This is a genomic window from Actinomadura parmotrematis (assembly GCF_019458805.1).
Lineage (GTDB): Bacteria > Actinomycetota > Actinomycetes > Streptosporangiales > Streptosporangiaceae > Spirillospora > Spirillospora parmotrematis.
Genome location: NZ_JAIBOA010000022.1, coordinates 80,383 through 105,870, shown reverse-complemented (window position 1 = coordinate 105,870; position 25,488 = coordinate 80,383). Strand labels below are relative to the sequence as shown.

The 25,488-nt window shown below is 74.1% G+C and carries 26 protein-coding genes and 1 tRNA gene; 17 read left to right on the top strand and 10 right to left on the bottom strand.

From position 1 onward, the window contains the following. Positions 1 to 95 precede the first annotated feature (95 nt). Positions 96 to 731 (top strand): HD domain-containing protein, encoded by a 636-nt coding sequence (locus tag K1Y72_RS28405; RefSeq protein WP_220169553.1) that lies wholly within the window; start codon positions 96 to 98, stop codon positions 729 to 731. On the opposite strand, the gene K1Y72_RS28400 is transcribed toward K1Y72_RS28405, so the two are convergent. Then, complete coding sequence (locus K1Y72_RS28400) at positions 712 to 981, bottom strand: DUF4031 domain-containing protein (protein ID WP_220169552.1); 270 nt, start codon at positions 979 to 981, stop codon at positions 712 to 714. The two genes, K1Y72_RS28405 and K1Y72_RS28400, sit on opposite strands and share 20 nt — an antisense overlap. 73 nt (positions 982 to 1,054) lie before the next feature. Between K1Y72_RS28400 and K1Y72_RS28395 the strand changes: the two genes are divergently transcribed. Then, a complete protein-coding gene (locus K1Y72_RS28395) occupies positions 1,055 to 2,437 on the top strand; it encodes a dipeptidase (RefSeq protein ID WP_220169551.1) in 1,383 nt (460 codons plus the stop codon). A gap of 14 nt (positions 2,438 to 2,451) precedes the next feature. Further along, on the top strand, positions 2,452 to 3,366 hold the full coding sequence (gene nudC, locus K1Y72_RS28390) for an NAD(+) diphosphatase (protein WP_220169550.1): 915 nt from the start codon (positions 2,452 to 2,454) through the stop codon (positions 3,364 to 3,366). A gap of 57 nt (positions 3,367 to 3,423) precedes the next feature. Here nudC and K1Y72_RS28385 read toward each other — a convergent pair whose 3' ends face one another. After that, complete coding sequence (locus K1Y72_RS28385; protein ID WP_220169549.1) at positions 3,424 to 3,711, bottom strand: mycoredoxin; 288 nt, start codon at positions 3,709 to 3,711, stop codon at positions 3,424 to 3,426. Positions 3,712 to 3,851: 140 nt separating this feature from the next. Between K1Y72_RS28385 and K1Y72_RS28380 the strand changes: the two genes are divergently transcribed. The 6 genes from K1Y72_RS28380 to K1Y72_RS28355 all read left to right on the top strand — a co-directional run bounded on the left by K1Y72_RS28380 (position 3,852) and on the right by K1Y72_RS28355 (position 10,001). Further along, positions 3,852 to 5,930: an ATP-dependent DNA helicase UvrD2 gene (locus K1Y72_RS28380; RefSeq protein WP_220169548.1), complete on the top strand. Its 2,079-nt coding sequence runs from the start codon at positions 3,852 to 3,854 to the stop codon at positions 5,928 to 5,930. A gap of 50 nt (positions 5,931 to 5,980) precedes the next feature. Then, positions 5,981 to 6,844, top strand: coding sequence for an acyl-CoA thioesterase II (gene tesB, locus K1Y72_RS28375; protein WP_220169547.1), 864 nt, complete (start codon positions 5,981 to 5,983; stop codon positions 6,842 to 6,844). 54 nt (positions 6,845 to 6,898) lie between these two features. After that, positions 6,899 to 8,737, top strand: coding sequence for a glycoside hydrolase family 15 protein (locus tag K1Y72_RS28370; protein ID WP_308287263.1), 1,839 nt, complete (start codon positions 6,899 to 6,901; stop codon positions 8,735 to 8,737). Positions 8,738 to 8,929: 192 nt separating this feature from the next. Continuing rightward, positions 8,930 to 9,307, top strand: coding sequence for a hypothetical protein (locus K1Y72_RS28365; RefSeq protein ID WP_220169546.1), 378 nt, complete (start codon positions 8,930 to 8,932; stop codon positions 9,305 to 9,307). A 119-nt stretch (positions 9,308 to 9,426) separates the two neighbouring features. Beyond that, positions 9,427 to 9,705, top strand: coding sequence for a WhiB family transcriptional regulator (locus K1Y72_RS28360; protein WP_220169545.1), 279 nt, complete (start codon positions 9,427 to 9,429; stop codon positions 9,703 to 9,705). Next, positions 9,702 to 10,001: a hypothetical protein gene (locus tag K1Y72_RS28355; protein ID WP_220169544.1), complete on the top strand. Its 300-nt coding sequence runs from the start codon at positions 9,702 to 9,704 to the stop codon at positions 9,999 to 10,001. The genes K1Y72_RS28360 and K1Y72_RS28355 overlap by 4 nt, the downstream gene beginning before the upstream one ends. 232 nt (positions 10,002 to 10,233) lie before the next feature. Here K1Y72_RS28355 and K1Y72_RS28350 read toward each other — a convergent pair whose 3' ends face one another. Next, complete coding sequence (locus K1Y72_RS28350) at positions 10,234 to 11,574, bottom strand: ABC1 kinase family protein (RefSeq protein WP_308287262.1); 1,341 nt, start codon at positions 11,572 to 11,574, stop codon at positions 10,234 to 10,236. Between the two features lie 164 nt (positions 11,575 to 11,738). Here K1Y72_RS28350 and K1Y72_RS28345 point away from each other — a divergent pair, with 164 nt between their 5' ends. After that, a complete protein-coding gene (locus K1Y72_RS28345; RefSeq protein WP_220169542.1) occupies positions 11,739 to 12,545 on the top strand; it encodes an enoyl-CoA hydratase/isomerase family protein in 807 nt (268 codons plus the stop codon). 23 nt (positions 12,546 to 12,568) lie between these two features. Here the strand turns inward: K1Y72_RS28345 and K1Y72_RS28340 are convergent, their stop codons facing one another. Next, positions 12,569 to 12,883, bottom strand: a complete 315-nt coding sequence (locus K1Y72_RS28340; protein WP_220169541.1) for a hypothetical protein — start codon at positions 12,881 to 12,883, stop codon at positions 12,569 to 12,571. A 264-nt stretch (positions 12,884 to 13,147) separates the two neighbouring features. Here K1Y72_RS28340 and K1Y72_RS28335 point away from each other — a divergent pair, with 264 nt between their 5' ends. Next, on the top strand, positions 13,148 to 13,732 hold the full coding sequence (locus tag K1Y72_RS28335; RefSeq protein ID WP_220169584.1) for a M48 metallopeptidase family protein: 585 nt from the start codon (positions 13,148 to 13,150) through the stop codon (positions 13,730 to 13,732). Then, on the top strand, positions 13,729 to 14,343 hold the full coding sequence (locus K1Y72_RS28330) for a hypothetical protein (RefSeq protein WP_220169540.1): 615 nt from the start codon (positions 13,729 to 13,731) through the stop codon (positions 14,341 to 14,343). Before K1Y72_RS28335 ends, K1Y72_RS28330 begins: the two co-directional genes overlap by 4 nt. 95 nt (positions 14,344 to 14,438) lie before the next feature. Here the strand turns inward: K1Y72_RS28330 and K1Y72_RS28325 are convergent, their stop codons facing one another. From K1Y72_RS28325 to K1Y72_RS28315, 3 genes are read right to left on the bottom strand one after another with little or no spacing between them, the layout of a single operon-like run. Continuing rightward, a complete protein-coding gene (locus K1Y72_RS28325; protein ID WP_220169539.1) occupies positions 14,439 to 15,005 on the bottom strand; it encodes an NUDIX hydrolase in 567 nt (188 codons plus the stop codon). Beyond that, a complete protein-coding gene (locus K1Y72_RS28320; protein WP_220169538.1) occupies positions 15,002 to 15,157 on the bottom strand; it encodes a hypothetical protein in 156 nt (51 codons plus the stop codon). The genes K1Y72_RS28325 and K1Y72_RS28320 overlap by 4 nt, the downstream gene beginning before the upstream one ends. 20 nt (positions 15,158 to 15,177) lie before the next feature. Further along, positions 15,178 to 16,575: a zinc-dependent metalloprotease gene (locus K1Y72_RS28315; protein ID WP_220169537.1), complete on the bottom strand. Its 1,398-nt coding sequence runs from the start codon at positions 16,573 to 16,575 to the stop codon at positions 15,178 to 15,180. A 71-nt stretch (positions 16,576 to 16,646) separates the two neighbouring features. On the opposite strand from K1Y72_RS28315, the gene K1Y72_RS28310 reads away from it, so the two are divergent. After that, complete coding sequence (locus K1Y72_RS28310) at positions 16,647 to 17,747, top strand: NAD-dependent epimerase/dehydratase family protein (protein ID WP_220169536.1); 1,101 nt, start codon at positions 16,647 to 16,649, stop codon at positions 17,745 to 17,747. A 15-nt stretch (positions 17,748 to 17,762) separates the two neighbouring features. Here K1Y72_RS28310 and K1Y72_RS28305 read toward each other — a convergent pair whose 3' ends face one another. After that, a complete protein-coding gene (locus K1Y72_RS28305) occupies positions 17,763 to 20,699 on the bottom strand; it encodes a UPF0182 family membrane protein (RefSeq protein WP_220169535.1) in 2,937 nt (978 codons plus the stop codon). Between the two features lie 118 nt (positions 20,700 to 20,817). Here K1Y72_RS28305 and K1Y72_RS28300 point away from each other — a divergent pair, with 118 nt between their 5' ends. The 4 genes from K1Y72_RS28300 (at position 20,818) to K1Y72_RS28285 (ending at position 23,015) form a co-directional block, all read left to right on the top strand. Next, positions 20,818 to 21,342 carry a PPA1309 family protein gene (locus K1Y72_RS28300; protein ID WP_220169534.1) on the top strand — a complete coding sequence of 175 codons (525 nt, stop codon included), beginning with the start codon at positions 20,818 to 20,820 and terminating at the stop codon, positions 21,340 to 21,342. Positions 21,343 to 21,381: 39 nt separating this feature from the next. Then, positions 21,382 to 21,807 (top strand): molybdenum cofactor biosynthesis protein MoaE, encoded by a 426-nt coding sequence (locus K1Y72_RS28295; protein WP_220169533.1) that lies wholly within the window; start codon positions 21,382 to 21,384, stop codon positions 21,805 to 21,807. A gap of 28 nt (positions 21,808 to 21,835) precedes the next feature. Continuing rightward, positions 21,836 to 22,897 (top strand): YlbL family protein, encoded by a 1,062-nt coding sequence (locus K1Y72_RS28290; RefSeq protein WP_220169532.1) that lies wholly within the window; start codon positions 21,836 to 21,838, stop codon positions 22,895 to 22,897. Between the two features lie 41 nt (positions 22,898 to 22,938). Continuing rightward, a tRNA-Met gene (locus tag K1Y72_RS28285) sits at positions 22,939 to 23,015 on the top strand. A 273-nt stretch (positions 23,016 to 23,288) separates the two neighbouring features. Here the strand turns inward: K1Y72_RS28285 and K1Y72_RS28280 are convergent. Together K1Y72_RS28280 and K1Y72_RS28275 are read right to left on the bottom strand one after the other, a co-directional pair. After that, positions 23,289 to 24,065 (bottom strand): hypothetical protein, encoded by a 777-nt coding sequence (locus tag K1Y72_RS28280; protein ID WP_220169531.1) that lies wholly within the window; start codon positions 24,063 to 24,065, stop codon positions 23,289 to 23,291. A 245-nt stretch (positions 24,066 to 24,310) separates the two neighbouring features. Beyond that, the gene (locus K1Y72_RS28275; RefSeq protein ID WP_220169530.1) at positions 24,311 to 25,414 is read right to left on the bottom strand and encodes a PucR family transcriptional regulator; all 1,104 of its coding nucleotides are present in this window, start codon (positions 25,412 to 25,414) and stop codon (positions 24,311 to 24,313) included. Positions 25,415 to 25,488 lie beyond the last annotated feature (74 nt).

Below are 25,488 nucleotides of genomic sequence, written 5' to 3'. Positions count from 1 at the left end.
GTGTCGATCAGCATAGTGGCCGGGCGCTCCGCCCCGTGCAAGAACGATGGCACCGCGTGTCCCCGCGCGTCACCCGATCGGCCAGGATGGGCCGCATGGACCGCCGCACCGGGGACGCCGGCCCCGATCTCGCCGCCCGCTGGACCGCCCTCGCCGGGGAGCAGACCCGGCACATCGGGGAGGCCCTGGACGCCCGCTACGCCGAGCCGCACCGCCGCTACCACACCCGCGCCCACCTGGCCGCCGTCCTCGACCTGGTGGACGAGCTCGCCGGGCACGCCGACGACGCCGACGCCGTCCGCCTCGCCGCCTGGTTCCACGACGCCGTCTACGACCCGCAGCGCGGCGACAACGAGGAGCGCAGCGCCCGCCTCGCCGCCCGCATGCTCGGCGACACCGACCTGCCCGCCGCGTCCGTCGAGGAGGTCGTCCGGCTGGTCGAGCTGACCGCCACCCACGACCCCGCGGACGGCGACCGCAACGGCGCGGTGCTCTGCGACGCCGACCTGGGCGTGCTCGGCGCCGACCCCGCCGGGTACGCCGCCTACGCGGCCGCCGTCCGCGAGGAGTACGCCTTCGTCCCCGAGGAGATCTTCCGGGCGGGCCGGGCCGAGGTGCTCACCAACCTGCTGGCGCTGCCGGCCCTGTTCCACACCCCGCAGGCGCGCGACCGCTTCGAGGCCGCGGCCCGCCGTAACATGGAAACCGAGCTCACGCTCCTGAGGGCTTGAACTTGCGGCGGCGCAGCCCCGCGCCGGTCAGCCGGGCCAGCAGCTCCTGGCAGCCGACCTGCTGCGCGCCGAGCGCCACCGCCGCCTGGTAGAGCTCCTCGGGGACGTCGTAGTGGTCGCGCTCGAACGCCCGGGGCGGCATCCCGAGGTCGGCCGCGAACGCGTGCAGCTCGGCGAACGACGCGTCACTGACCATGTGCGACCACACCCGGCCGCGCGCGGGCCAGAGCGGCGGGTCGATCAGGATCATGTCGGCTCCCGGGGACGAGGGCGGCGGGTCCTTTACAGTGCCAGACGGACGGACGTGCGAAGGAGCATGCCAGGTGGACGTGGCCGGATACATCGAGGACGACCGGGAGCGGTTCCTCGCCGCGCTCAAGGAGTGGCTGGCGATCCCGTCGGTCTCCGGCGACCCGGCGCGGGCGGGCGACGTGCGCCGCTCCGCCGAGTGGCTCGCCGCCTACCTGCGCGGGCAGGGCTGGCCGACGGTCGAGGTCTGGGAGACCGGCGGGCTGCCCGCCGTGTTCGCCGAATGGCCGGCCGCCGACCCCGCCGCGCCGTCCGTCGTCGTCTACGGGCACCACGACGTGCAGCCCGTCGAGCCGCTGGAGGAGTGGGACACCGACCCGTTCGAGCCGGTCGAGCGCGACGGCCGCCTCTACGGGCGCGGCACCTCCGACGACAAGGGCCAGGTGTTCTTCCACACCCTCGGCGTGCGCGCCGGGATGGCCGCCTCCGGCGCCGCCGCGCCGCCCGTCACGGTCAAGCTGCTGGTGGAGGGCGAGGAGGAGTCGGGGTCGGTGCACTTCGCCGAGCTGCTCCGCGCCCACCGCGACCGGCTCGCCTGCGACGCCGTCGTCATCAGCGACACCACCATGTGGAGCGCGGACGTCCCGTCCATGTGCACCGGCATGCGCGGCCTCACCGAGGCCGAGCTGACGCTGCACGGCCCCGACACCGACCTGCACTCGGGGTCGTTCGGCGGCGCCGTCCCGAACCCCCTGCACGCGATGGCGGCCCTGCTCGCCGCCCTGCACGACGAGCAGGGCCGCGTCACGCTGCCCGGCTTCTACGACGACGTGATCCCGCTGACCGGCGAGGAGCGCGAGCTGTTCGCGCGGCTGCCGTTCGACGAGGCGTCCTGGCTGGAGACCGCCGGGAACAGCCTCGCCGCCGCGGGCGAGGCCGGCTACACCACCCTGGAGCGCATCTGGGCGCGCCCGACCGCCGAGGTCAACGGCATGTGGGGCGGCCACACCGGGCCCGGCGGCAAGACGATCGTGCCGCGCTCGGCGCACGCCAAGCTGTCGTTCCGCCTGGTCGCCGGGCAGGACCCGGTGAAGGTCCAGGCCCAGTTCGAGAAGTGGGTCGAGGCCAACACCCCGCCCGGCGTCCGCGCCCAGGTGACGATCCCCGGCGGCGGCGTCCGCCCGTGCTTCTCGCCGATCGACTCGCCCGGCGTGGCGGCCGCCCGCCGCGCCATGGAGCGCGCCTTCGGCACCGAGGTGCTGTTCACCCGCGAGGGCGGCAGCGGCCCCGAGGCCGATCTCGCCGACATTCTGGACGCACCGCTCGTCTTCGTCGCGGTCGGCCTGAACGACGACCGGATCCACGCGCCGAATGAGAAGGTCGAGACGCGGCTGCTGCTCAAGGGCGCCGAAGCCGCCGCCTACCTCTGGGACGAACTGTCCGAAGCCCTGCGCTAAGGAGCACACCGCACGTGACCGAACCCCCGCTCGAATGGCTGGCCCTGGCCCGCGGCACCCTGGACCGGGCCGCCGAACTGCGCCGCGACGAGGCGTTCCTCGCCTCCGCCTGGACCGACCCGCGGACCCGCGTGCTGGTCGTCGAGCGGGGCAAGGCCCTCGTCTCCGACGGCGACGCCCCCGCGCTCGCGCTGCTGCCGCCCGCGCAGGCCCCGGCGGGCGAGCGCTGGCTGATGGGCCAGGACGCGTCCGGCGCCGCCTACTTCACGGTGCCGGCGCCGCTCCCGGCCGTCGAGGGCACCCGGCCCGCCGGGCTCCGCGAGGTCGGCGCCCTGCTGGACGACCTGGAGTCGGGCCTGCTCACCCAGTCCGTCGCGCTGGAGCACTGGCACGCCACCCACGGGCACTGCCCGCGCTGCGGCGCCCCGACCGAGGTCCGCGCCGCCGGGCACGTCCGGCGCTGCCCGCAGGACGGCGCCGAGCAGTTCCCCCGCCTCGACCCGGCCGTGATCATGCTGGTCCAGGACGACGACGGCAACGTGCTGCTCGCCCGCGGCCCGCAGTGGCCCGCCGACCGCCGCTCCATCCTCGCCGGGTTCGTCGAGCCCGGCGAGTCCCTGGAGCAGGCCGTCGCCCGCGAGGTCAAGGAGGAGGTCGGGATCCCGGTCCAGGACGTCCACTACCTGGGCAGCCAGCCGTGGCCGCTGCCGCAGAGCCTCATGCTCGGCTTCTTCGCCCGCACCCCCGGCTCCCGGCCCCCGCTCTACCCCGACGACGACGAGATCACCGACGCCGCCTGGTACAGCCGCGACGAGCTGCGCGCCGCCGTGGACGCCGGCGACATCGTCGCCCCCGGCCCCCTGTCGATCGCCGCCCAGCTCATCATGCGCTGGTTCGGCGGCCCGCTACCGAAGATGCCGGCGTTCTAGACGTGCGGAAGGGCCGCGCCGATATCGGCGCGGCCCTTCCGCACGTCCGGGGGAGCGTCAGACGCCGAGGAGGCGCTTCACTTCCTTCGCGCTGGGGTTGGTCAGCACGTGGCGGCCCGCCTCGGGGGTCTCCAGGACGACCGTCGGCACCGTCTGGTTGCCGCCGTTGACGCTCATCACGAAGTCGGCGGCGGCCGGGTCGCGCTCGATGTCGACCTCGACCATCTCGATGCCGTCCCGGGCGAGCTGGCTCTTCAGGCGGCGGCAGAAGCCGCACCAGGTGGTGGTGTACATGGTCAGCTCGCGCTTGGGGGTCGCGGTCTGGTCCGCGGTCGGCGTCGCCATGGGTGCGTCGTCTCCCTGGATTGTCGAAAGGTCGAAGGGCAGCGATCACAAGAACAGCGGCGGGCGCCGGGACATTCCGCCGCCGTCCACAAGCGCGGGGATCGGCGGATCCGGTCGGGCGCGGCTGCCAAGATGGGGGGATGGACGCTGAGGGGGTGCTGGCCGGGCTCGATCCGGAGCAGCGCGCGGTGGCCGAGGCCGTGCGGGGACCGGTCTGCGTGCTCGCCGGCGCCGGCACGGGCAAGACCAGGGCGATCACGCACCGGATCGCCTACGCGACGCTGACCGGCGTGGTCGCCCCGCAGCGGGTGCTCGCCGTGACGTTCACCACCCGCGCCGCCGGCGAGCTGCGCGGCCGGCTGCGCCGCCTCGGCGCGCCCGGCGTGCAGGCCCGCACCTTCCACGCCGCCGCGCTGCGGCAGCTCTCCTACTTCTGGCCGCGGGTGATCGGCGGCGATCCGCCGCGCATCCTGGAGTCCAAGATCGGCCTGGTCGCGGACGCCGCCAAGGCGTGCCGGCTGTCGTTCGGCCGCACCGAGCTGCGCGACGTCGCCGCCGAGATCGAGTGGGCCAAGGCCACCCAGCACCGCCCCGAGGAGTACGCGGCCGCCGTCACCCGCGCCGCCCGCAAGACCCCCGCCGACGTCGTGGACGTCGCCCGCGTCTACGTCATGTACGAGGAGCTGCGCCGCGAGCGCAACCTGCTCGACTTCGAGGGCATGCTGGAGCTCACCGCCGCCGTCCTCACCGAGCACCGCGAGGTCGCCCAGCAGGTCCGCGAGCAGTACCGGTACTTCGTCGTCGACGAGTTCCAGGACGTCAACCCGCTGCAGAAGATGCTGCTGGACGCCTGGCTCGGCGACCGCGACGACCTCTGCGTCGTCGGCGACCCCCACCAGACGATCTACTCCTTCACCGGCGCGACCCCCTCCTACCTGCTGGACTTCACCCGCGACCACCCCGGCGCCAAGGTCGTGAAGCTGGTCCGCGACTACCGGTCCACGCCGCAGGTCGTCGGCCTCGCCAACAACGTGATCGGGCAGGCCCGGGGCGAGGCCGCCCGGCGGCACCGGCTGGAGCTCGTCGCGCAGCGCCCCGCCGGGCCCGAGCCGGAGTTCACCGAGTACGACGACGAGGTCGCCGAGGCCGACGACGTCGCGCGCCGCGCCCGCAAGCTCATCGAGGAGGGCGTCCCGGCCCGCGAGATCGCGGTGCTGTTCCGGATCAACGCCCAGTCGCAGACCTACGAGTCGGCGTTCGCCGCCGCCGGCGTCCCCTACGTGCTGCGCGGCGCCGAGCGGTTCTTCGAGCGCGCCGAGGTCCGCGAGGCCGTCGTCCGGCTGCGCGGCGCGGCCCGCGCGGGCGCCGACGCCGAGACCGACGGCACCGGCTTGATACTGACGGTGCGGCACGTCCTGTCGGGCGCGGGGTTCACCGACGCGCCGCCCGAGGGCACCGGCGCCGTCCGCGCCCGCTGGGAGTCGCTCGCCGCGCTCGCCCAGCTCGCCGAGGACATGGCGATCGAGAACCCGGGGGCGGGCCTGCCGGAGTTCGTCGCCGAGCTGGAGGAGCGCGCCGCCCTCCAGCACGCCCCGCCGCTGGAGGGCGTCACCCTCGCCTCGCTGCACTCGGCCAAGGGCCTGGAATGGGACGCGGTGTTCCTCACCGGCCTCGTCGAGGGCACCCTGCCGATCATCTACGCCGAGACGCCCGAGCAGGTCGAGGAGGAGCGGCGGCTGCTGTACGTCGGCGTCACCCGCGCCCGCGTCCACCTCGCCCTGTCGTGGGCGCTGTCGCGGTCGCCGGGCGGCGCCCGCAAGCGGCGCCCGTCGCGGTTCCTGGACGGGGTGACGGCGAAGACGTCCACGGCGACGCCCGCGCGGTTCGACCGGTCGCAGCGCCGCCCCGCCAAGAGCGGCCCGCAGCCCTGCCGCGTCTGCGGGCGGCCGCTCACCGCCGCCGTCGAGCGCAAGCTCGGGCACTGCGAGAGCTGCCCGATCGAGCTCGACGAGGCGCTGCTCGCCGCGCTGCGGGACTGGCGCGCCGCGACCGCCGCCGAGCAGAAGGTCCCCGCCTACGTGGTGTTCACCGACGCGACCCTCCAGGCGATCGCCGAGCGCAACCCCGGCAGCGCCGAGGACCTCGCCCGCATCTCCGGCGTCGGCCGCGCCAAGCTGGCGCGCTACGGGGAGGCCGTCCTCGCGCTCTGCACCGGCTGACCGGGGGTGAGAGCGCGCTCACACCCCCGCCGTTTGGCAGGATGACCTCCGTGAAGGAGTCTCTGAAGGCACTGCTGGATCTGCTGGATCTGGAGCAGATCGAGAACGACATCTTCCGCGGCCGCAGCCCCGAGGACCGCCAGCAGCGCGTCTTCGGCGGGCAGGTCGCGGGCCAGGCGCTCGTCGCCGCGGGCCGCACCGTCCCGGTGAACCGGCCCGTGCACTCGCTGCACGCCTACTTCATCCGCCCGGGCGACCCGCTCGTCCCGATCGTCTACACCGTCGACCGGGTCCGCGACGGGCGGTCCTTCACCACCCGGCGCGTCCTCGCCATCCAGCACGGCAAGGCGATCTTCAGCCTGTCGGCGTCGTTCCAGGTCGAGGAGGGCGGCGTCGCCCACCACGCGGCGATGCCGGACGCGCCCGCGCCCGAGACGCTGCCGACGCAGCGCGAGCGGCTGCTGCCGCTGTTCGGGGAGCGGTTCGCCGAGGAGTTCACCAGCCGCCGCCCCATCGACGTCCGGCACGCCACCCCCCTCACCTGGGAGGCGGCGAAGGACCCCGCGCTCACCACGCCCGAGTCCAAGGTCTGGCTGAAGGTCGACGGCGAGCTGCCCGACGACCCGCTGCTGCACGTGTGCCTGATGACCTACGCCTCGGACATGACGCTGCTCGACACCGTCCTGCTGAACCACGGCCTGGCCTGGGGCGACAAGCGCACCATGGGCGCGAGCCTGGACCACGCCATGTGGTTCCACAAGCCGTTCCGCGTCGACGACTGGCTGCTGTACGCGCAGGACACCCCGTTCGCCGGCGGCGGCCGCGGCCTCGCCCACGGCCAGGTCTTCACCCGGGAGGGCGACCTGGTCGTCTCGGTCATGCAGGAGGGCCTCGTCCGCGTCGTCGACGCATGATCCACCGGCGCCCCGGGGAGGAAGATCGTTACTCGGGGTGAGCGGAGGGTCGCGGTGGAGGACGGCGCGCGGGCGGCGGGGTTCCCGCCGATCGGGTCCTACGGGTTCCTGTCGGACTGCCGGACGGCGGCGCTGACGGCGCCCGACGGCGCGGTGGAGTGGATGTGCGCGCCGCGGTTCGACGGGCCGTCGGTGTTCAACCGCATCCTCGACCGCGGCCTCGGCGGCTCGTTCACCCTCGCCGTCGAGGGCGCCGGGCCGCCCGAGCGCGCCTACACCCGCGACGGCCTGGTGCTGGAGAGCCGCTGGCGGGGACGGCACGGCACGGCCGCCGCCGCCGACTTCCTCGCCGTCCGCTACGACGACGACGGCGGCATCCGCCCGGTCGGCGCGCTGGTGCGGATCGTGCGCTGCGAGCAGGGCGAGGTCACCGTCCGCGGCCGCGTCGCCGCCCGCCCCGACCACGCGCGCCGCGCCCCCGTCTGGCGCGCCCGCGACGAGGGCCTGCTGGAGGCCGACGCCGGCCTGCGCCTCACCGGCCTGCCCCGGCCCGCCGTCGGCGGCCACGGCGACCCGGAGATCACCGCCGAGCTCGCCGAGGGCGGGACCGCCGTCCTGATCCTGGACTACGCCGGCGCCTGGACCGACCCGCGCGCCGCCGACGACCTCCTCGCCGGCACGCTGGACGCCTGGCGGCGCTGGTCGGCGCGCAGCGACCGCTACGACGGGTACGCCGCCGACCGGGTCCGGTTCAGCGCGATCGTGCTGCGCGGCCTCATCCACAGCGAGAGCGGCGCCCTCATCGCCGCGCCCACCACCTCGCTGCCCGAGTGGATCGGCGGCGAGCGCAACTGGGACTACCGCTACGCCTGGCACCGGGACGCCGCCCTCGCCCTGCTGGTCCTCATGCGGCTCGGGCACCGCGAGGAGGCCGCCCGCTACCTGCGGTTCCTGCTCGGCAGCCCCGCCATGGACGGCGACCGGCTGAAGCCGATGCTGACCCTGGACGGCGGCACCCGCGTCGAGGAGGAGATCCTCGGCCACCTGTCCGGCTACGCCCGCTCGGCGCCCGTCCGCATCGGCAACAAGGCGTTCGACCAGTTCCAGATCGACGTCTACGGGCAGGTCCTGGACGCCGCCCTGGTCTACCAACAGGTCGAGGGCGACCTCACCCGCGAGCAGCTCGGCCGGCTGTTCCGCGTGGTGGACGCCCTGGTCCGCGTCCGCCACGAGCCCGACGACGGCCTCTGGGAGGCCCGCACCGACGGATCGCGCTGGACGAGCTCGACCATGTACGCCTGGGTCTGCCTGGACCGCGGCGTCCGCCTCGCCGAGCTGACCGGCGACGACCGGCCGCCGCTGGAGGAGTGGCGCCGCGCCCGCGACGACGTCCACGCCGAGCTGCTGCGGGAGGGCTGGGACGAGGAGCAGGGCGCGTTCGTCCAGGCGTACGGCTCGACGGCCCTGGACGCCTCGCTGATCCGGCTGCCGCTGCTGCACGTCCTGCCCGGACCCGACCCGCGCGTGGTGTCCACCCTGGACCGCATCGACGCCCGCCTCGGCGACGGCCCGCTCGTCCACCGCTACGACACCGGCGAGACCGACGACGGGCTGGACGGCCCCGAGGGTGCCTTCCTGCTCTGCTCGTTCGACATGGCCGCCGCGCTCGTCCTCGCGGGCCGCGCGGACGAGGCCCGCGACCGGTTCGAGGCGCTCTGCGCCCGCGCCGGCGACCTCGGCCTGTACGCCGAGGAGATGGACGCCGGGGGCGCCATGCTGGGAAACTACCCGCAGGCGTTCACCCACCTCGCGCTCATCGAGGCGGCGCTGAACATCGACCAGGCCGGCGACGGCGAGGCGCTGCACCGCTGGGCGTCGCGCGGCGGGCACTGACCCGCCGCCGGGGAAGCGGCGAAGTTCCGTGCAGAATTCCACAAAGTCGCAGGTCAAAAATATCTTGCCGATCTCAGTCGGCTCCCCGTACGCTCAACCCAAGCGATGACACGGCCGGTCGCGGGCGGATCTTCGATCCGCCCGGCCGACGGCCCCGAAGCCAGAGAGGTGGTGTCCAGTCCGGTGATCAGCATGATGACGAAATCGCAGCGGTCCTGGACGGCCGCCTGCTCCGGCGTGTCCGTGATCTCCCTCTGCCCGCAGCCCGCCCCGCTGGGTCTCAAGCCCGGCGCGCCGGCGTCCGGCGGCAGTGGCCACGGCGCCCACGGCGGCACCGCGCTGCTCGGCACCTTCCTCGGCAAGGGCGACCTGCGAGGAACGTGGCGTCTGCGCGGCGGCATGCCCGTCGAGCAGCTGTCCGAGGACGCGCAGGGGCGCAGTGCCATCGCCGAAACCGGTGACGGCGCGATCGCCCACGTCCCGGCCACGACCAACGCTTACGAGCCGGCCGACATGGCCCTGGCCCACGTGCGGGAGTCGGGTCCGTACCCCTGGTGGCAACCGGTGTAGCACAGCACCGGCACAGCCCCCAGGCCGCGGATCCGAAACCGGATTCGCGGCCTTTCTCATTTCCACCACCACACCGACGCACCCGTTGAGATCCAACGAAGGGAACAAGGGTGACTGTGATGCAGGGGGCTCTCGCCGCGAGCGAGCTGGACCTCACCCTTCCGTGCCGGACCGACCCCGAGCTGTTCTTCGCCGAGGCGCCCGCCGACGTCGAGCTCGCCAAGGCGCTCTGCCTGGAGTGCCCTCTCCGCCAGGAGTGCCTCGCCGGCGCGCTGGAGCGCCGGGAGCCCTGGGGCGTCTGGGGCGGCGAGCTGTTCGTCCGCGGCGTCGTCGTGCCGCGCAAGCGGCCCCGCGGCCGCCCGCGCAAGCACCCGCTGCCCGGCGACGTGACCGTGTGAACGACGCGATGACCAGCACCGTCCCGGCCGCCGGCCGGACCGACCCGGGGGCCGCGGGCCCCGCCCAGGGGACGCGCCCCCGGGTCACCGAGGAGATCATGATGAGATCGCTCGACCAGGAACCGTCCGGGGAGCGAATACCGGAGGCGGAGCTGCGGCACGCCGTCGCCCGCGTCCGGGCGCTCCGCCGGGCCCGCAGGGACGCGCGGACGCGGGCCGCCCGCGTCCGGCGCGCCCTGCTGCTGGGCCCGTCCGCGCCGGGGGAGGTCTTCGTCCCGCGGCAGCGCGGGCGCTGACCTCCACCGTGCACGATCCGGCCCGCCCCCGCCAGGGGGCGGGCCGGCACCAAGACCACGCGACCGGCGGGTCGCAGGTGCCGCCCGTCCTTTCCGGGATGGTTCGACGGGGGCCGCGCACCTCCCCGCCGGTCCACCCGTGCCCCGGCCCTCACCACCCGGGGCACGACGAGAGCGGGGCCGCGCACCTCATCAGCGCGCGGCCCCGCTCGTCACGTCCGGGACGGGACGGTCAGCCCGCCGATCCGGCGGCGTCCGGCTCGTCCTCGTCGGCGAAGCCGGGGATCCACTTGACCGACTCGGCGCGGGCGGGGATCTCGCACTCCAGCTGGCAGAGCACGCCGGTGCCCGCCGACAGCACCCGGTGCACGATCACGTAGTCGGGCGGCAGGTTGAGCTGGCGCACCACGTTGGTCGGCCGCAGGTCGGTGACGCGGGCGGCCATGTCGCGCAGCCACTCGCGGTTGAACTTGAACGAGTCGGTGACGAACGGCTCGGTGATCGGCGCGAGGAACGCCTGCAGCGACTCGGCGTCGATGTCGACGCCCGCGCGGATGAAGTCCTCGTCGCGGAGGGCCTGCTCGACCTCGTCGATGTCGGCGAGCGTGCCGATGTGCAGCAGCCGCCCCATCCGGTGCAGGAACTCGGGCCGGATGCGGTCGACGGCGCCGAAGTCCAGGACGCCGAGCCGGCCGTCGTCCAGCAGCCGGAAGTTGCCGGGGTGCGGGTCGCCGTGCAGCAGGCCCGACCGCTTCGGGCCCGACAGCAGGAACCGGCAGTACAGCAGCGCCGCGCGGTTCCGGGTCTCCTGGTCGCCGTCGCTGATGATCTTCGAGAGCGGGACGCCGTCGATCCACTCGGTGACCAGCACGTTCCCGGCCTGCGCGACGACCTCGGGGATGTAGAAGTCGGGGTCGTCGGCCGGGTAGGCGGCGCGGACGTCGCGCTGGGAGTCGGCCTCGATCGTGTAGTCGAGCTCCTCGACGACCCGCTCCTTCAGCTCGGCCAGCATCGCCTTGACGTCGAGGCCCGGCATGAGCACCCCGAACAGCCGGCCGAGCCGGGCGAGCTGGTTGAAGTCGCTGATCAGGGCCTTGCCGGCGCCCGGGTACTGGACTTTCACCGCGACCTGGCGGCCGTCCGCCCAGACCGCCCGGTGCACCTGGCCGATGGACGCGGCCGCGGCGGGCCGGTCGTCGAAGGAGGCGAACCGGTCCCGCCAGTCCGGGCCGAGGCCCTCGGCCAGCACCTTGTGCACGGCCGAGACGGGCAGCGGCGGCGCCGCCTCCTGGAGCTTGGTGAGGGTCGCCCGGTAGGGGCCGGCGATCTCCGGCGGCAGCGCCGCCTCGAAGATCGACAGCATCTGGCCGAGCTTCATCGCGCCGCCCTTGAGCTCGCCGAGCACCTTGAAGAGCTGCTCGGCGGTGCGCGTCTGGATCTCCATGGCCACCGCCTCGGCGGGCCGCCCGAACGTCCTTTTCCCGACGCCCAGGGCGGTGCGCCCGGCGAACCCGAGCGGGAGGGACGCCAGCTTCGCGGACCGCGTCACCGCGCGGCGGGGAAGATCGCTCACAGGTTCCATTGTCGGCCATGCGGGATCGTTACCGCTACAACGATCGTGAAGTGTCCCACGTCCACAACCGGCTGTACGGCGCCTGCCTGCGGGTTCGTGGTAAGTGTGCGCTTTCTCACCCTCGGTGGCGGGCCGCCGCGGACCGGGCCGGTAGCGTGCGGGCCATGCCCGACACCGAATCCGCCCCCGCTCCGCTGCTGGTCGAGCGCCGCGACGACGGGACCGCCGTGGTCACCCTCAACGACCCGGCCCGGCGCAACGCCATGGCCGACGAGATGACCGCCGCCTGGAAGGACGCCATGGCGGCGCTCCGCGCCGACGCGGACCTGCGCTGCGTCGTCGTGACGGGCGCCGGGACGGCGTTCACCTCCGGCGGCGACCTGTCGTGGCTCGCCGACACCAGCGCGGTCGCCGTCCCGCCGCTCCGCGACCGGATGCTGGAGTTCTACCGGACGTGGCTGGCGATCCGGGACCTGGAGGTGCCGACGATCGCGGCCGTCAACGGCCACGCCGTCGGCGCCGGGTTCGCGCTCGCGCTCGCCTGCGACCTGCGCTACGCGGCCGAGGACGCCAAGATGCTCGTCCCCTTCACCGCCCTCGGCCTGCACCCGGGCATGGCCACCACCTGGCTGCTGCCCGAGGTCGCCGGGCTGCCGGTCGCCCGCGAGCTGCTGTTCACCGGCCGCGCCGTCACCGGCACCGAGGCGGCCGCGCTCGGCCTGGTCAACCGCGCCGTCCCGCGCGGCCAGGTGCTGGACACGGCCCTGGAGGCGGCCGGGCAGATCGCGCGGTGCGCGCCCGTCGCCACCCGGCTCACCAAGGTCGCCCTGGCGGGCGGCGGCCACGCCGACGTCGAGGCCGCGCTCCGCTGGGAGTCGCTCGCGCAGCCCGTCACCATGTCCACCCGGGACATGGTCGAGGGGCTCGCGGCGCAGCGCGAGAAGCGCCGGCCCCGCTTCACCGGCGACTGACGCCCCGGCCGGTCCCCGCGGCCTCAGCGGGCGAGCGCCTTGCCCCTGGTGGCGACGCTCCGCGCCGACCGCGTCGCCTTCTCGGTGTGCGCGGCGCGCTTCGCCCGCATGCCGCCGATCTTGGAGACGGCGACCGACACCACGACCGGCGCCGCCACCTCCACCACCCGCGCCAGCGTGCGCGCGGGGACGCCGAAGCGGGCCGCGGCCCTGGTGATGGCCGGCCGGAGGGCGCGGCTCGCGGCCCGCCCCGCGAGGGCGCCGCCGACGCCCCCGGCCAGCCGCCCGGCGAGCCCGGCGGACGCCTTCCGGTCCGTTGCGGTCCTGTTCTCGCTCACTTTGGTTTCCTTCCGGAATTCGATTGTGACGGTACGTACCCGCGCCTATGCGAAGTGAAGCGGAGAGGGGTCCTGGTGAAGGGCTGACCGGTGGGGTGGAAAGGGGGTGGTGTTTTAGTGGAAGGGCAATGCGCAAAGGTAAAAACATCCGTGCTGACCTGGGAAAACGGCAAACGCCCCCTGTGGCGGGGACAAATTTTTGGGTACGGTTCGAGCGTGCCCCCTAACGTTGAGGTCCGCCGCAGCAGCAGGCGTCGGCGGACGGTGTCCGCCTACCGGGACGGGGACAAGGTCGTCGTGATGTTGCCGTCCCGGTTGAGCAAGGCCGAAGAGGAACGCTGGATCGCCACCCTCTTGGAGCGCCTCGCCGAACGCGAGCGCCGCCGCAGGCCGAGCGACGCCGACCTGGAGACCCGCGCCCGCGAGCTGTCGCGCCGCTACCTGGCGGGCGGCCCGCAGCCGGCGAGCGTCCGCTGGGTGGACAACCAGCGCACCCGCTGGGGGTCGTGCACGCCCGACGACGCCACCATCCGGCTGTCCACCCGGCTGCGCGGGATGCCGGCCTGGGTCGTCGACTACGTGCTGGTGCACGAGCTCGCCCACCTGGAGATCCCCGGGCACGGCGCCGACTTCTGGGCCCTGGTCGGCAACTACCCGAAGACCGAGCGCGCCCGCGGCTACCTGGAGGGCGTCGCCGCCGCGGCGCACCTGCCGATGGCCGAGGACGGCGACCTCGCCCACGGCGATCTCGACCACGGCGATCTCGACCACGACGGCCTCGATCACGACGGTCTCGACCGGGGCGACCTGCAGCCCGCGGGCGGGCTGCGGCACGAGGCCGCCGGGTGACCGAGGCCCGCTGGGTCGCGGTCCTGTCCATCCCCGAGGGCGGTTCCGCCGCGCCGCCGGGCACCGGCCCCGACGCGTTCCGCCTCGCCCTGCTGGAGGACGCCTACGAGGTCGCGGCCGGGCTCGCGCTCGTCACCGCCGCGCTCGTCCTCGACCCGCCCGACCAGCCCGACGCCGAGGCGGTCACCTGGCCGGGCACGCCGGTCGTCCGCGCGTCCGGGCTGCCCGCCGCGTTCGCCGCCCTGCACGGGCTCGGCGCCGCCGAGGCGGTGGTGCTGGCGGGCGACGCCCCCGACCTGCCGCCGCTGCACCTCGGCAAGCTGTTCCGGGCGCTCGGGAGCGCGCCCGCGGCCGCCTGCCAGGCCGCCGGGGGAGGGCTCGTCGCGCTCGCCGCCCGGCTGCCGCTGCCGGAGTGGCTCGCCGGCGCCCTCCAGGACGTCGATCTCGACACCCCCGACGCGCTCGGCCGCCTGCGCGCCGCCGCGCCGAAGCCCGGGTCGGTGCCGCAGGGCCCGTCCTGGCACCGCCTGCGCGCCCCCGCCGACCTGCGCCTCCTCGACCCCGGCCTCGAAGGCTGGGAGTGCACCCGCGCCCTCCTCGAAGGCCACTGACCCCCGGTCACGGAAAGTTGAGATGCGGCGTGTTGGGCACTTTGGAGATCCAAAGTGCCCAACACGCCGCAAGTCGACGAGTGGCGACCGCCTGGTCACACCTCCGTGCGGGGGGTGGCGCGGGCGACGAGGCGGCGCAGGGCGGCGTCGGCCGACTCGGGCAGCGCGTCCACCGGGAACCAGCGCAGGTCGTCGGACTCGTCGCTGATCGCGGGCTCGGCGCCCGCCGGGGCGCGCGCCGCGAACTGCACGTCCAGATGCCAGGAACCGCCCGGATGGCAGGGCACCCGGTGCCGGTCCAGGGCCACCGGGACCGGGTCCAGGCGGAGCCCCGGGACGCCCGACTCCTCGGTGGCCTCGCGCAGCGCGGCCGCCGCGAGCGTCACGTCGCCCGGCTCGCAGTGGCCGCCGAGCTGCAGCCACATCCGCAGCTTGCGGTGCAGCGTGAGCAGCACCCGCGCGCCGTCGTCGCTGAGGACGGCGGTGCTGGCGGTGATGTGCCCGGGGACGCACTCGCGCCACATGCCGTCGGCGTGGGCCGCCAGATGCGCGAGGAACTCCCCGCGCAGCACGTCCTGGCCGGGGTCGGGCGCGGGCCACGCCTCCAGCAGCCCCACGGCGTCGGCGTGCAGGACGCCGGGCGGAGCGGGGTCCGGCGTCATGTCCGCCCGACGCGCGGGTACCGGGAGTTGTACGCCGAGTGCCGGCGGCGGCGCTCCTGGTCGAGCGGCCGCTCCCAGCAGAGCCCGGAGCGGGCCAGCCGGCGCCGGACCACGACGGTGGCGGACGCCGGCTCCAGCAGGCAGCCGCTCACGTGGGACCTCGGCCGCGGGTTCACGGCCGCTTCCCCGGGTCGCCGCCGGCCTCGCCGGGATCGTCGCCGTCCCCGTCCTTCTCGTCCCTCTCGGCGGCCGGGCCGCCCTCGGACAGGTCCTTGGCCAGCTGGTCGATGTCGAGGTCGCCGATGGCGTCGAGCTCGGGCCTGCCGTGCGCGAAGCCGGACGGGTCGTTCAGGTCGTCGGCGGTCGGCAGCAGGTCGGGGTGCTCCCAGAGCGCGTCCCGCCCGGACGTGCCGCGCGCCTTGGTGAGCTCCTGCCACAGCGTCGCGGCCTCGCGGAGGCGGCGGGGCCGCAGCTCCAGGCCGACGAGCGTGGCGAACGTCCGCTCGGCGGGGCCGCCGGTGGCGCGGCGCCGCCGCACCGCCTCGGCCAGCTTCACCGCGTTCGGCAGGCGCCCCTCGGCGGCCTGGTTGACCACCGTGTCCACCCAGCCCTCGACGAGCGCGAGCGCCGTCTCCAGGCGGGCGAGCGCCGCCTTCTGCTGCGGGGTCTCCTCCGGCTGGAGCGAGATCTCGCCGCCGAGCGCGCGCTGCAGCGCCTCGGGGTCGGCGAGGTCGACGCCCTGCACGGCGTCCTCGATGCCCGACAGGTCGACGGTGATGCCGCGCGCGTAGTCCTCGACGGCGCCGAGCAGGTGGCTGCGGATCCACGGGACGTGCGCGAACAGCCGCTGGTGGGCGGCCTCGCGGAGCGCCAGGTAGAGCCGGACCTCCTCCTCGTCGACCTCCAGGCCCTTGCCGAACTCCGCCACCCCGGACGGCAGCAGCGCCGCCACGCCGTCGGGGGCGAGCGGCAGGCCGACGTCGGTGGACCCGACGACCTCGCGGGCCAGGGCGCCGAGCGCCTGCCCGGCCTGCCCGGCGACCATCGCGCCGGCCATCTGCTGGACCATGCCGATGAGGGGCCCGGCCATCGCCTGCATCTCGGCGGGGATGTCGGCGCCGAGGCCGCCGCCACCGAGCGCGCCGCCCATCGACTCGACCATGCGGGCCGCGATCGGGTCGCAGACCTTGGCCCAGACCGGCAGCGTCTGCTCGACCCACTCCGAGCGGCTCCACGCCTGCGGGGTGCGGACGCCCGCGGGCAGCGTGCTGTGCTCGTCCAGCCAGAGGTCGGCGAGGCGGAGCGCCTCGGCCACCTGGCGGCGCTCGACGTCCACGATGGACGGGTCGCCCTGCTCGGCCACGGTGTGCCGGGCGATGTTCTTGGCCATGTCCCAGTTGACGGGTCCGCCGCCGGACGCCGGCCCCTGGCCGCCGATCATGTCGGCGAACCGGTGCAGCATCTCGGCGAACTGGGACATGTCGCCGCCGCCCATGGCGCCGAACGGGTCCTTGGGCCGGTCGTCGTCCCCGTCGCCCGGCCGGTTGAAGCCGAAGGGAGTGTCACTCATCGGTTTGCCCCTGGGATGCATGATGGGCTCATATCCGCAACGTTAGCCGGTCCCGGCGAAGTCGCGTACACATGGAAGGGGGCACCCCGGTGGCAACGGGCAAGGTTCGCCCTCGGCGTAGCAAGGGCCCGGTCGTGGCCGTCACCGGAGCCGCCTCCGGTGCGGGGCGGCTGCTGGCCGCCCGGCTCGCCGAGAACGCCGGCGTCCGCAAGGTCGTCGCGATCGACGCGCAGCGCGGGGACGTGCCGGGCGTCACCTGGCGGGTGACGGACGTCCGCGACCCGCTGCTGTCCGGGCGGCTCTCGGACGTGGACGTGATCGTCCACCTCGACCTGGCCCGCTCGCCCGACCTGGACCCCCGCGAGCGCCGCACCCACAACGTGCGGGGCGCGCAGACCGTCGTGACGGCCGCCGCGGCCGCCCGCGTCCGCCGCGCTGTCCTCGTGACGAGCGCCATGGTCTACGGGGCGGGCCCCGGCAACGCCGTCCCGCTGGCCGAGGACGCGCCGCTGCTCGCCGAGGCCAACGAGAGCATCGCCGGCGACTACCTGGAGATCGAGGACCTGGCGGCCGGCGCCGGCGCCGTCCACCCGGGCCTGGACGTCACCGTGGTCCGCCCGGCGGCCCTCGTCGGCCCCGGCGTCGACACCGTGATCACCCGGCACTTCGAGGCGCCCCGGCTGCTGTCGGTGAAGGGCTCGGCCCCCGCCTGGCAGTTCTGCCACATCGAGGACCTCGCCGCCGCGCTGGAGGTCGTCGTCACCGCGGGCCTCGCCGGCCCGGTCGCGGTCGGCTGCGAGGGGCGGCTCGGCGCGGACGAGGTCGCCGAGATCACCGGCAAGCGCACCTTCGAGCTGCCCGCCGCGCTGACCTTCGGGATGGCGCAGCGCCTGCACCGGCTCGGCATGACGCCGGCGCCCGCCACCGACCTGCACTACGTCGCCTACCCGTGGGTCGTGGACGCCGCGCGACTGCGCGCGGCGGGCTGGAAGCCGGTCTACGACAACGCCACCGCGCTCCGCGTCCTCATGGAGGAGACCGCCGGGCGGCACGCCGTCGTCGGGCGCCGCGTCGGCGGCAAGGAGGCCACGATGGCGACGGCCGCGGGCGCCACCGTCGCCGCGATCGGCGCCGCCGCCGCCATCCGCCGCGCCCGCAAGCGCCGCCGCTGACCCTGGCCGGGCCCGTCAGCCGGGGGAGGGCGACGAGCTCGGCGACCCGCTGGGCGACGGCGCGGGCGTCGCGCCGGGCGCCGGTGCGGCCGCCGGGGCCTGCTGCTGGAGGGCGGCGAGGGCGTCCTTGGCCTTCCGCAGCCGCGCCCACGCCTCGCCCATGGCCGGGTAGTCGCCGCGCTTCTGCGCCGCCTCGTAGTCGGTGAACGCCTGCTGCAGCTCCTTGACCGCCTGCTGGGTCCGCGCCGTCAGCGAGCCGCCGCCGGCCGCCGTCGCCGGCTTGCCCGTGATCGCGAAGAGCTGGTCGAGCGCCGTGGTGAGGTCCTTGCCGGACGCGACGTCGTTGTTGTACTTCACCAGGACGTGCTGGAGCGTCGGGTACGGCTGCTGGTTGCCCTGCGAGCTCTGCGTGAACACCGGCTCGACGTACAGCAGGCCGCCCGCGAACGGCAGCGTCAGCAGGTTCCCGAGCTTGGTCACCGTGCCGGAGTTGCGCGTCGGGTACAGCAGGTTCTTGATCTCCGGATCGGACTCGAAGGCGTTCTGCACCTGCCCCGGTCCCTGCGGGCGCGGCACCGCGGCCTTCTCCGTCGTCGTCATCTCCAGCAGCCGCAGCCGGCCGTAGTCCGGGTTCGGCTTCCCGGCGGCGTCCACCGGCGCCGAGTCGGCGGCGAGGAACGCCGCCAGGTACCCCTGCCGCGGCGGCGTGAACGAGCTGGTCAGCGAGAAGCGCGGGGCGCCGTCCGGCTCCGGCATCCGCAGGCTGAGGTAGGCCGGCGGCTGGATCTTGCCGCGGTTCACCGGGTTCGGGTCCTCGGGGACGTCCCAGAAGCCCTGCCCGTTGTAGAACGAGTCGGCCTGCGTCACGTGGTAGCGGGCGAGGATGCGGCGCTGCACCTTGAACAGGTCCTCGGGGTAGCGCAGGTGCGCCAGCAGCTCCGGCGGGATCGCCGACTTCGGCTCGACCGTCCCCTTGAACACCTTCATCCAGGTGCGGGCGACCGGGTCGGCCTCGTCCCACTGGTAGAGGTGGACGGTGCCGTCGTAGGCGTCCACCGTCGCCTTCACCGCGTTGCGCAGGTAGTTGATCCGCTGGTCGGACTGGCGGGCCACCGCCGACCGGGTGTCGGTGACGGTGTCGCGGGTCGCGTCCTTCAGCCCGACGGTCTCGGCGTAGGGGTAGCCGCTGGACGTCGTGTAGCCGTCGACGACCCACAGGATGCGGCCGCCCACCGCCACCGGGTAGGGGTTGCCGTCCAGCGTCAGCCAGGGCGCGGCGCGCTGCACCATCTGGCGCGGCGTCCGGTCGTACAGGATCCGGGCGTCCTTCTTGATCGCGCCCGACAGCAGCAGGTTCTTGTCCTGGAAGCGCGTCGCGTACAGCAGCTTGTGGAAGGCGGTGTCGATCGGCACGCCGCCGGTGCCGGTGTAGGTGTGGTCGGCCTGCCCGGCCGCGAGGTCCTGGTCGGGGTAGTCCAGCTCGCGCTGCCCCCGGCCGCCGACGATCGAGTACTGCGCCGACCGCTCGCCGAAGTAGACCTGCGGGCGGGCGAGCGCCGGCGTCCCCTCCTGCGGCATGTCCTGCTGCTTGAACGCCGGCTTGCCGCCGTCCAGCTGGTCGCCGGCCGCCCGCACGAACCCGTACCCGTGCGTGTAGATCAGGTGGTCCTTGACCCAGCCCTTCTGGTCGCGCGGCGCCCCCGACAGCTCGCGGACGGCGACCACCGAGTCCTGGCCGCCGTAGCGGTCGACGTCCAGGGTGTCGGGGAAGCGGTAGAACTCGCGGATCTGCTGGAGCTGCTGGAACGTCGGCCCCACCACGGCCGGGTCGAGCAGCCGCACCCCCGACAGGGTGTCGCGCTGCGCGGCCAGCCGCGTCCCGTCGGTCTCGGCCGCCGACCCGTACGGCTCCGGCTTCACGTCCTGGACGCCGTAGGCGGCGCGCGTCGCGTCGATGTTGCGCTGGATGAACGCGCGCTCCTTCGCCTGCTCGTCCGGGCGCACCTGGAACTGCTGGATGAGCAGCGGGTACACGCCGCCGACCAGCACCGCCGACAGCACCAGCAGCGTGAGGCCCGCGCCCGGCAGCACCATGCCGCGCCGCACGATGTTGACGAAGAACAGCACCGCGCAGATCAGCGCGATGACCGCCAGGATCGTCTTCGCCGGCAGCAGCGCGTTCACGTCGGTGTAGGACGCGCCCGTCGTCACGCCCCGCTCGGAGTGCACGAGGCCGTACCGGTCGAACCAGTAGGCGAACGCCTTCAGCAGCACGAACAGGCCGACCAGCACCGACAGGTGCGCGCGCGCGGGAAGGCTCGCCTTCTCGCCCGGCCCCTGGATCTGCAGGCCGCCGTACAGGTAGTGCACCATCACCGCCGCGACCAGCGACAGGATCACCGTCGCGAACACCACGCCGAGCAGCAGCCGCAGGAACGGGTAGGTGAAGACGTAGAACGACACGTCCTTGTGGAACTCCGGGTCCTCCACCCCGAACGGCGTCCGGTGCAGGAACGCCAGCCACACCGGCCACCGCCCCGCCACCGACGACCCCGTCAGCAGTCCCAGCAGCAGCAGCGCGCCCCCCGTCACCAGCCGCCGCCGCGGCTCGATCAGCGCCCGGTAGCGGTCCAGGCCGCGCTGCTCCACCGACAGCGGCCGGTACACCGGCCGCAGCCGGTAGGCGATCACCATGTTCGCGCCGACGACCAGCGCCATCAGCAGCCCCGCGCCCGCGAACAGCACCGCCTGCGCCCGCAGCCGGGTGGTGTACACCGAGCCGAACCGCGCCGCCGGCGTCCCGATCGAGCGGTACCAGAGCAGGTCCGTCCAGATCGCGGTGAACACCAGGTAGGCGGCGACCAGCACCGTCAGGGCCACGAGGACGGGCAGCGCCGTCCCGCGTCGCCCGGTGCCGGCCCGCCGCCCGAGTCCAGGAGTCCGGAAGGTCAAGGAGGGCCCCTCCGTTCAGGGTCGCGCCACCGGCGCGCGCCGGTGCACTGGTAGCAACTTATCGACTTGCGCAGGGGTTCCCGCATCCTCCCGGGACGGCAGCGGGGAAGATGGACCCGTGAGCCTTCTGGAAGAAGTCGTCCTCGATCTCGAACGTCACGCCGCGCAGCAGGGCTGGGACGCGCCGCCCCGCCTCTACGCCCTGGTGCGGAGCGGCGAGCTCCTCACCGCCGAGCCCGAGCTCGCCGCCGAGCTCGGCCTCGACGCCGGCACCGACACCCTCGCCGCGCTGGAGCAGGAGGAGCTGCCGGACGGCGCCGGCGTCGAGGACGCCCTCGCCGGCATCGCCTGGCCGGACACGGTCGCCGGCTGCGCCCTCGTCATGGAGCGCGTCGTGCTGCCGCCCGAGGTCGAGGACGAGATCCCCGACGACGAGGAGGAGGCCGCCCGCTGGGCCGCCGAGCACCCCCAGCGCGAGGACGTCCGCATGGTCGTCGGCGTGCTCCGCGACGGCGTCCGCCACTCCGCGCTCCGGCTGCGCCGCCACGACGCCGACGACGAGGTCCTCGTCGGCCCCGAGCTCGTGCCCGCCCTCGCCGACGCCCTCGCCGCCACCCTCGAACCGGACGAACCGGTCGCCTAGATCGCGGCGGGCCGGGGTCCGGGCGGGTAACCTGCGCCTGTGAGCGACGTCATCAGGCTGGCCGATGTGAGGGAAACGCCGCTGTCGGTGGACGAGGTGTTCGCCGCCGTCGGCGACCCGGCCGCGGGCGGCACCGCCGTCTTCGTCGGGACCGTCCGCGACTCCGACCACGCCCGCGCCGTCCGGCGGCTCTCCTACAGCGCCCACCCGAGCGTCGGCGCCGAGCTGCGGACCGTCATGGAGAAGGTCGCCGCCGACTTCCCGGTGACGGCGCTCGCCGCCGTCCACCGCGTCGGCGACCTGGAGATCGGCGACCTCGCCGTCGTCGTCGCCGCGGCCTGCCCGCACCGCGGCGAGGCGTTCGACGCCTGCCGCCGCCTCATCGACGACCTCAAGGCGCAGGTCCCCATCTGGAAGCACCAGCTGTTCGCCGACGGCGGGGACGAGTGGGTCGGCGCCTGCTGAGGCGCCGGTTCGGCATAGAGTCTCCGCCATGTCCCGTCGCACCGTCACGCTCACCCTCGCGAGCGTGCTCGTCCTGGCGTTCGCCCTCGTGGGCTCCTTCCTGCCCGTGCCCTACGTGGCGCTGATGCCCGGACCGACGAGCAACACCCTCGGCGTCAACGCCCGGAACGAGCCCCTCATCAAGATCGAGGGCCGGCCGACGTACCCCGACCAGGGACACCTCAACTTCACCACCGTCACCTACCGGGGCGGGCTCGGCAACCGCATCGACCTGTTCACCGCGCTGCGCGGCTGGATCGAGAACGACGTCGCGATCGTCCCGGAGGAGACGCTCTTCCCCAAGAACGAGTCGCAGCAGCAGGTCGACGCCGAGAACACCCGGCAGATGCAGGACTCCCAGCAGAACGCCGAGGCCGCCGCCCTGAAGGAGCTCGGCATCGCCGTCGGCACCGAGGTCACCGTCGACACCGTCCAGCAGGGCAAGCCCGCCGCCGGGAAGCTGAAGCCCGGCGACCGCGTCGTCGCCGTCGACGGCACCGAGGTCACCGGCGTCGAGCAGGTCACCCGCCTCATGGGCGACCGCAAGCCCGGCACCACCGTCAAGGTCGAGTACCAGCGCGAGGGCAGGGACGCCACCGCCACCCTCACCACCGTCGCCGCCGACGACGACCCGGCCCACGCCGTCATCGGCATCGTGCTCGGCGAGCGCTACAGCTTCCCCTTCAAGGTCGACATCAGCGTCGGCGACGTCGGCGGCCCCTCCGCCGGACTGATGTTCTCCCTCGCCATCGTCGACAAGCTCACCCCGCAGTCCCTCACCGGCGGCCGCTTCATCGCCGGCACCGGCACCATCACCCCCGAGGGCAAGGTCGGCCCCATCGGCGGCATCCAGCAGAAGATGGTCGCCGCCCGCCGCGCCGGCGCCACGATCTTCCTCACCCCCAAGGACAACTGCGCCGACGCCGCCCCCGCCGCCCCCAAGGGCCTCCGCCTCGTCCGCGCCGACACCCTCCACGACGCCCGCCAGGCCCTGGAGTCCCTCAACGCCGGCAAGCCCGAGACCGGCCTCCCCACCTGCACCGCCCCCTGATTTGCGCAACGCCCGAGCACCCCATACAGTTGAGACATCGCCGCGGGGTGGAGCAGTTCGGTAGCTCGCTGGGCTCATAACCCAGAGGTCGCAGGTTCAAATCCTGCCCCCGCTACCAATACGCCTGGTCGAAGCTTTTGGCTTCTTCCAGGCGTCTTTGCTTTTCCCCTGGGGGGCGACCCCCAGACCCCCGGACCGGGGGTTTCCCCCGGACCCCCTGCGGGGGTCGGGGTCTGTGCGGACCTTTACTTCATCGGCTGAGGCTCACCCGTGCGGGGCTGGGGGCCGCGCGGACCTTTGCTCACCGGCTTTGGTTCACCCGTGCGGGGCCGGGGCTGTGCGGACCTTTACTTCATCGGCTGAGGTTCACCCGTGCGGGGCTGGGGCGGGGTCAGGAGGCCAGGGTGGTGCGGGTCTCCTGCAGCCATTCGGCGGGGAAGATCTGCATGAGCCTCTCCTGGGTGGCGGTCGAGATCACTTCGCCGGACAGCGGATCGAGGCAGTTCCGGGCGACGGCGGCATGGTGCTCGGGCGCCTTGCAGATGAGGACGGCCAGTATCCGGACGGCCCGGATGAGATCGTCCAGCCGCGCGGCGAAGGAGACTCGCTGGACGACCTCCCAGGTCGCGTGGACGGCGGCCCTCGCCACGGTGTCCGCCAGAAGGGAACGTTTGTAAGCCTGGCGTGAAGCCAGGATTTCTCTGGCGACGAGGCCCGGCGCGAGGTCGAGCTGTTCTTTCACATCGCTCAGGACCCGTGCGAAGCAGGCGAGCAGCTCGCACCAGAAGTGATCGGTCATGGCCTTCATGCAGGCCGTCCGCCCGTGCGCTTCGAGTTCGGGCGCCAAAAGGGGCGGTGCCTCACCCGCGATGGCGGTGCCCAGCTCTTCGACCTGCTCGATGGCGCGCCCATTCGCTGCGAGCCAGTCGACGATGTCCGCGATGGCGGTATCGGTGGCCGCAGCCTTGCCGCGTTCGCTCGGTTCGGGCCGCTTCCGCCTGGTGGCGGTCGACCAAGCCGCGTCGGCCCTGGCTCGGAAGGCCGCACGGTCCGCGGGCGGCGCGACGGCGAGCCGCAGATGCCCGCGCCAGCCGTGTTCCAGGCCGCCGCATCCGCCGCAAACGCACTTGTGTTTTTGCGCTTCCGCACAACCGCTCGTATGGGCCATGGCATCTCCCGCGTTCCGTCTGCGGCCGGAAAAAGTCGATCCGGTGTCTCGACCGTTGGTGGCGAGAGAAATGCTCAAGGATTGCGCGTCGGCTGTAAATGCAAGAATGCACACTTCTCGATTGCGGACGCTTTCGTCAATGGATGTCCGTAAATGGTGCCCGTGTGCTTTCGGGGGCGGGTGTGGAAATGCTTTTCCCGCTGAAAAGGGGTGGTGGCCGAGCTTGGTTGTCCTGGGCGGTTCGTTCAGGACCCGTTCAGGTGGGGGGAGAGGGTGAGGGCCAGGTGGAGGGTGAGGCGGTCCTGGCCGTTGGTGAGGGTGAGGCCGGTCAGGGACTCGATGCGGTGCAGGCGGTGGTAGAGGGTCTGGCGGTGGACGGCGAGGGCGCTCGCCGTGGCCTGGGCGCTGCCGGCGTGGTCCAGGTAGAGGCGCGCCGTCGCGGCCAGGTCGGGGTGGGCCAGCAGGCGGGCGATGCCGGGGGACAGGACGGCGTCGGAGAGGGCGGCGTCGCCGGCCACGCGGAGCAGGCGGAGGGCGCCGAGGGACGACCAGTCGCGGGTCTCGCCCGGCGCGGCGGCGCGGGCGGCGACGCGGGCGCGGAGCCAGCCCTCGCGGACGGCGGCGAGCGAGGTGACCGGCGTGCACAGGCCCGCGGCGGACGGGGCCGGGCCGCGCTCCTCCAGGAGGCGCCGGGCGCGCTCCACGGCGGGCAGCGGTGACGCGGCGGAGGCGACCAGGACGTGGTCGCCCTCCCAGACCGCCGTCAGGATCGAGCGGGGCAGCAGCCACGGATTGAGGGGCCGCGGGTCCGGGCCGGGCGCGCGGAGGACGGCGACGGCGAGGGGCGGTTCCAGCGCGCCCGTCTCGGCCAGCTCGTCGGCGGCGGCGGCGCGGACGTCGGGCTGGGACGACAGCAGGTCGGCGAGCTTCCAGCCGAGGTCGTCGCGCTCGCGGGCCTGGCGGGCCATGAGGAGGCCCGCGCGCTCGCAGAGCGGCGCCGCCTCGGCGGCGAGGGCCGGGGTGATGCGCTCCTCGTCGTCCAGCAGCCACAGGTAGCCGTAGGTGACGTTGTTCCAGCGGACCGGCAGGCAGAGGCGGCCGAGGACGCCCGCGGCGTGGTCGGCGGGGATGCGGACGGGCCCGGTGGCGCGGGCGATCCCGTAGTGCTCGAAGCGGCTGCGGACGGCGTCGGTGGAGCGGCGGTGCAGGATCGACTCCATCCGCACCGGGTCGATCGTGTCGCCGTGCGCGGCGTAGGCGACGAGGTGGAAGTCGCGGTCCTCCAGCGTCGCCGGGGCGCCGAGGAGGTCGGCGGCGTCCTCGGCCAGGGACTGGAGATCGGCGGGCACGGCTCCTCCGTTGGACAGATGTATGAAGAAGGCGGGGTGGTGAAGCGACATCTGACTGTAGCCGGGTGGCTACA